The sequence below is a fragment of the Synechococcus sp. H60.3 genome (genome assembly GCF_047462295.1).
Classification (GTDB): domain Bacteria; phylum Cyanobacteriota; class Cyanobacteriia; order Thermostichales; family Thermostichaceae; genus Thermostichus.
This window is the reverse complement of record NZ_JANSIY010000142.1, coordinates 1-5,104: the sequence shown is the minus strand read 5'-3', so window position 1 is coordinate 5,104 and position 5,104 is coordinate 1. Positions and strand designations below refer to the sequence as shown.

Sequence of the window (5,104 nt, the reverse complement as noted above, 5' to 3'; positions counted from 1 at the left end):
GGAGGCGCTATCCCTCCCCACCCGGGTGGGGAATCCCGCGCCTTACGTTGACTTGATGCAAGAAGTCCGCGACTGCTCTGGCCACCGTCCACAACAGCAAGGCCAGCAACAGCCATGCGACGGCTCCGCTTAGAGGCGGCGGAAGAGATCTCACCCAGGGCACAGGGGATAGCTTGGTAGTCCCACACTAAAGTGCGGGGCGGAGAAGCCCGCCAGCAACTTAAGTTGCTCTCCCTTCGCGCCAGCGGGCCGGAGGCCTTAGCAAGCACCTGCTACGGTGGAAAACCTGAGCAGTGCAGAGCGTGGGGGCGTTGCTTAGCAAAGTAAGCAGAACCTTAGGGCTTTGCCCTAGGGAAGTGGGTAGGGGCGTCTTGACAGCGCCTTTACGAGCCTGCTTGTGGACTGCGTAAGAATCCTCCGACTTTAGTCGGGGGAGTGTCAAAACAGGGTTAGGCTTAGCCAGATAACGGCCTGCTCCTCCCCCAGAGAGGAAAAGGCTGGCAGTGAGAGATCTCCCTGGCCCACGCTGAAACTCCAATCTAGTGGGTTTTGGAAGGGGAGCGCAGGGTGTGCCAGGGTGGAGATACAGGCGATAATAGCTTCAGCAACGTGCCCTACTGGGATCCTCTGCGATGGAAGCCTTCTTCGAGTTCCTTTGGTCTGCCTCGGCCGTTTTGCTGGTGATACTGGTGTTGTTGCATAGCCCCAAAGGGGATGGGCTGGCGGGCATCGGCGGCCAAGCTCAATTGTTCTCCAGCTCCAAAAGCGCCGAGCAGAACCTCAACCGCATCACCTGGACGGTAGCCACCCTCTTCCTCTCCATCAGCGTGGTGTTGGGGGCAGGCTGGCTCTCGGCAGCCACAGGCCCCTAGGGATCCCTGTCATCGTGGCGGTCATCTACTTGCACGGATTCGGCTCTGGGCCCCAATCGGCCAAGGCTACTTTTTTCCGGCAGCGGCTGCAGCAGCTTGGGATCTCTCTGCAGGTGCCCGATCTCAACCAGGGCAACTTTGCCCAGCTTACCTTGACCCGCCAGATCCGGCAGGTTTCTGAGCAGTTGGCGCAAATGGGCCATCCTCCCGTTACCCTTATTGGTTCTAGCTTGGGGGGACTGGTGGCCGCCTGGGTGGCTGAGCAGCAACCCTGCGTGCAGCGTCTGGTGCTCTTGGCACCGGCCTTTGGCTTTCTGGGCCATTGGCTGCCGCGGCTGGGGGCGGAGGCGGTGGAAAGCTGGCAACGCACTGGGCAAATGCCGGTATTTCACTACGGAGAAGGCCGTCCACTGCTGTTGGAGTACGGCTTTGTCACCGATGCCCAACACTACCCGGATGGGGCGTTGCGCCGGCCTGTGCCCACCCTGATTGTGCATGGGATCCGGGACGAGATCATTCCCATCCAGGCCAGCCGCGACTACGTGGCCCGTCGTCCTTGGGCGCAACTGGTATCTGTAGAGAGCGACCACGCCCTCACCGATGTGTTGGATCCCATCTGGCAGGTTACCAGCCGCTTTTGTGGCTGGGGGATGGCGACAGAGCAGCCTTGTTGCTAAGGGGATCCCTGTCCCGCGCTTGCCCAACTGTCTATGCAACCCGAAGCACTCCGCGCCGCTGACGCGACTGCCGGCTTGCTTTTGGATATGGACGGGGTAATCGTGGATTCGGAGCCGATCCACGCCCGCGCCGGAGTCATCGCCCTGCAGCGCTGTCAGATCTCTCTGGATCTGGCTCCCATCTCCCTGCAGTTTAAGGGGCGCACCGACCAGGACATGTTCGAGTATCTCGTAGAACACCTGACGGACACCCCGCCCGTAGAACGATCCCTGCTGGTGCAGCGTTTGATCGAGGAAAAGGCCAAGGCTTTTGGAGAACTACTGGGAGAGGTGCCGCTGGTGCCAGGGGTGCTGGAGTTTTTGGCGGCTAGCCGCCGCCGCTTCTCGGCCCTCGCCCTCACCACCTCGGCCACCCGTCGGGATCAAGAGCAGATTTTCCAGCGCTTTAACCTGCACCGCTGGTTCGACGCCGTGGTTACTGCCGAAGATATTCGGCGGGCCAAGCCCGACCCCGAGCCCTATTTGAAAACGGCTGCCAAGGTGGGCTTGGATCCCAGCCGGTGTTTGGTGGTCGAAGACTCCACCCACGGGATCCGCGCCGCCAAGGGGGCCGGCTGCTTGGCAGTTGGCCTCACCACTGCTTTCACTGCCGAGGAACTGCGCCGGGCGGGGGCCGATGCGGTGGTGGACAGCTTTGCCGAGTTGGCAGCACTTCTGAGCTTGCCTGTATAGGGAGCACAGACCCATGCAGGATCCTCTCTCTCCAGCACCGGTTTTTTTACGGCAGGCCCTGGATCGCTATCCATTTACCTCGCGGCGACGGGTGGTGATGGGCAAACGGGGAGCCGTGGCCACCAGCCAACCGCTGGCAGCAATGGCGGGTATGGAGATGTTCTGGGCCGGCGGCAATGCCGTGGATGCAGCCGTGGCGATGGCGGTGGCTTTGACGGTGGTGGAGCCGACTTCCAATGGCATTGGTGGCGATGCTTTTGCGCTGGTGTGGGAGGGAGGGGAGAAGGGCCGGCTGTACGGCTTGAATGCTTCCGGTCGCAGCCCAGCTGCCCTGACGCCGGAGCGCTGTGTCGGCCAGATTCCCGCTTACGATTGGTTGGCAGTAACGGTGCCGGGGGCTGTTTCGGCTTGGCAAGCCTTGCACCGGCGCTGGGGACGGCTGCCCTTCGAGCGCCTGTTTGGGCCCGCCCTTCGCTTGGCCTGCGAGGGGTTTCCGGTTTCTCCCCGGATTGCCCAACTGTGGCAGGCGGCGGAGGCCACCTATTTGCCGCTGCCGGATCCCCGCCACGAGGCCTTCAAAGCCGTTTTTTTCCCCCAGGGGCGTGCTCCACGGGCGGGGGAGCGCTGGAGCAGCCCTCTGCATGCACAAACCCTGGCAGAGATTGCCCATAGTGGCGGCGAGAGTTTTTACCGGGGGGAGCTGGCGGAGAAGCTGCTGGCTTTTTCGGATACCACCGGCGGTCTCCTGTCCCGCGCCGACTTGGCAGAACATCGGGCCGACTGGGTAGAACCCATCCATACCGATTACCGCGGCTACACCGTCTGGGAGATCCCCCCCAATGGCCAGGGCATTGCCGCCCTGATGGCCCTCAACCTTTTGGAGGGTTTTGAGCTGGGTCGGATCCCCTACGAGGCCGGCGAGCGCTATCACCTGCAGATTGAGGCGATGAAGCTGGCTTTTGCCGATGTGAGCCGGCAGGTAGCGGATCCCGACTATTTACAGGTGAGTCCCGCCCAAATGCTGGATAAACGTTATGCCCAGCAACGGCGGCTGTTGATTGGTTCTAGGGCCATCCCCTTGGCTCAGCCAGGGCTACCTCAGGGGGGAACGGTTTACTTGGCCACAGCTGATGGCGACCTGATGGTGTCTTTGATCCAATCCAACTTCGACGGCTTCGGCAGCGGCCTGCTGGTTCCAGGGACAGGGATTGCCCTCCACAATCGCGGCACCGGATTCACCTTGGAACCCGGTCATCCCAACCAGGTGGGCCCGCGCAAGCGCCCCTACCACACGATCATCCCCGCCTTTCTTTCCAAAGATGGGATCCCTCTCGGCCCTTTTGGCGTCATGGGAGGGACGATGCAGCCCCAAGGCCATGTGCAGGTGGTGGTGAATCTGGTGGATTACGGCCTGAACCCCCAAGCGGCTCTGGATGCGCCCCGCTGGCGGGTGCTTCTCGACCAAGGGATCCCGCAGGTGGCGCTGGAGAGCACGGCCCCCCCTCAGGTGGTGGGAGAGCTTGCTGCGCGGGGCCACGCGGTGCAGGTGGTAGCTGCAGAAGAGGACTACGGCCTTTTTGGCCGGGGACAGATCATCTTTCGCGATGGGGATCACTTAATCGGGGCTTCCGAACCCCGTGCCGATGGGCTGGCCCTGGCCTGGTAGAAGGATCAGCTCATCACCATGCCGCCGTCGATGGCGAAAACCTGCCCGGTGATGTAGGCTGCCGCCGGGTCGGCCGCCAAAAAGCGCACCAGCCCCGCCACTTCCGCTGGGGATCCCAGTCTCCCTAGAGGGATCTGGGCCAGGATGGGGCCGGGATCCAACTTCTCGGTCATCTGGGTGGTGATAAAGCCGGGGGCAACGGCGTTGACGGTGATGTTGCGGCTGGCCAGCTCGCGGGCTGCTGTCTTCGTCAGACCAATCACCCCTGCTTTGGCGGCGCTGTAGTTGGCCTGGCCGGGATTGCCCACCAGGCCCACCACCGAGGTGATGTTGATGATCCGCCCCTGCCGCTGCTTGACCATGATCTTGGCGGCTGCCTTCAGGCAGAGGAAGACCCCCGTGAGGTTGAGATCCAGCACCGCCTGCCAATCTTCCGGCTTCATGCGTAGCAGTAGGGTGTCGCGGGCCATGCCGGCGTTGTTCACCAGCACGTCCACCCGCCCCCAGCGCTCCATCACCTGCTCAAAGAGTTGTTCCACCGCCGACGGCTGGGAGACATCGGCGGCCACAGCCATCCCTTCGCCCCCCAGAGCGGCGATCTCCTGCACCAACGACTCAGCCTCGGCGGCGGAGCGGGCGTAGTTGACGACCACCTTGGCGCCAATCGCCCCCAGATGCAAGGCAACGGCCCGGCCAATGCCGCGGCTGGCTCCGGTGACCACTGCCACCTGGTTGTGGAGCGAAGGCAAGGGGAGAAGTTCAGACATAGGCAGCAGCTTCCCGCTTATTTCTACCGCCGCAACAGTATAGGATGCTTTGGCCTTGTCTGGGGCGGGGAGCGGGTTTCTTTGCCATCCCTCCTATGGCCATTCCAACCGCAATGAGACTGCCTGCCGCCTCGATCCCAAACTCCCCTCTCCTTTTGGGAGAGGGGCCGGGGGTGAGGGCTAGCGGCGCCGAGCGCTTGAGCAACCGACTGGGAAGACCCCCTCGCGTTAGCGGGCCGTAGGCCCCAACGGTAGGTGCTATCGCTGCTCGCGCAAGCGAACAGAGTTCCCTAGGGGGTTCAGGGAGAAACCAGTAAACTACCCGGCTCCGACCGCTAAGCGGTACGGAGCGGGCTTAAGCGCTACGCGCCGCTGACGCGAATGGTAGCC

5 protein-coding genes are annotated in these 5,104 nt (G+C 62.8%); 4 read left to right on the top strand and 1 reads right to left on the bottom strand.

The genetic code is table 11. The features are described from left to right. The first annotated feature begins 632 nt into the window (after positions 1–632). Genes secG through NW841_RS11690 form a run of 4 tightly spaced genes read left to right on the top strand, consistent with a single transcriptional unit; the run spans position 633 to position 3,947 of the window. A complete protein-coding gene (gene secG, locus NW841_RS11705) occupies positions 633–872 on the top strand; it encodes a preprotein translocase subunit SecG (RefSeq protein ID WP_011431281.1) in 240 nt (79 codons plus the stop codon). Positions 873–886: 14 nt separating this feature from the next. Next, on the top strand, positions 887–1,549 hold the full coding sequence (locus NW841_RS11700) for a YqiA/YcfP family alpha/beta fold hydrolase (protein WP_414378728.1): 663 nt from the start codon (positions 887–889) through the stop codon (positions 1,547–1,549). Between the two features lie 33 nt (positions 1,550–1,582). Next, a complete protein-coding gene (locus NW841_RS11695) occupies positions 1,583–2,281 on the top strand; it encodes an HAD family hydrolase (protein WP_414366651.1) in 699 nt (232 codons plus the stop codon). Positions 2,282–2,294: 13 nt separating this feature from the next. Continuing rightward, positions 2,295–3,947, top strand: coding sequence for a gamma-glutamyltransferase family protein (locus tag NW841_RS11690; RefSeq protein WP_414386512.1), 1,653 nt, complete (start codon positions 2,295–2,297; stop codon positions 3,945–3,947). A 5-nt stretch (positions 3,948–3,952) separates the two neighbouring features. Here NW841_RS11690 and fabG read toward each other — a convergent pair whose 3' ends face one another. Further along, entirely contained in the window at positions 3,953–4,696 is a 744-nt protein-coding gene (fabG, locus tag NW841_RS11685; protein ID WP_414366653.1) for a 3-oxoacyl-[acyl-carrier-protein] reductase, read from the bottom strand. Positions 4,697–5,104: the final 408 nt, after the last annotated feature.

Coding starts and splice junctions, on each gene's coding strand:
- secG (WP_011431281.1), top strand. CDS start 633: ATGGAAGCCTTCTTCGAGTTCCTTTGGTCTGCCTCGGCCGTTTTGCTG.
- NW841_RS11695 (WP_414366651.1), top strand. CDS start 1,583: ATGCAACCCGAAGCACTCCGCGCCGCTGACGCGACTGCCGGCTTGCTT.
- NW841_RS11690 (WP_414386512.1), top strand. CDS start 2,295: ATGCAGGATCCTCTCTCTCCAGCACCGGTTTTTTTACGGCAGGCCCTG.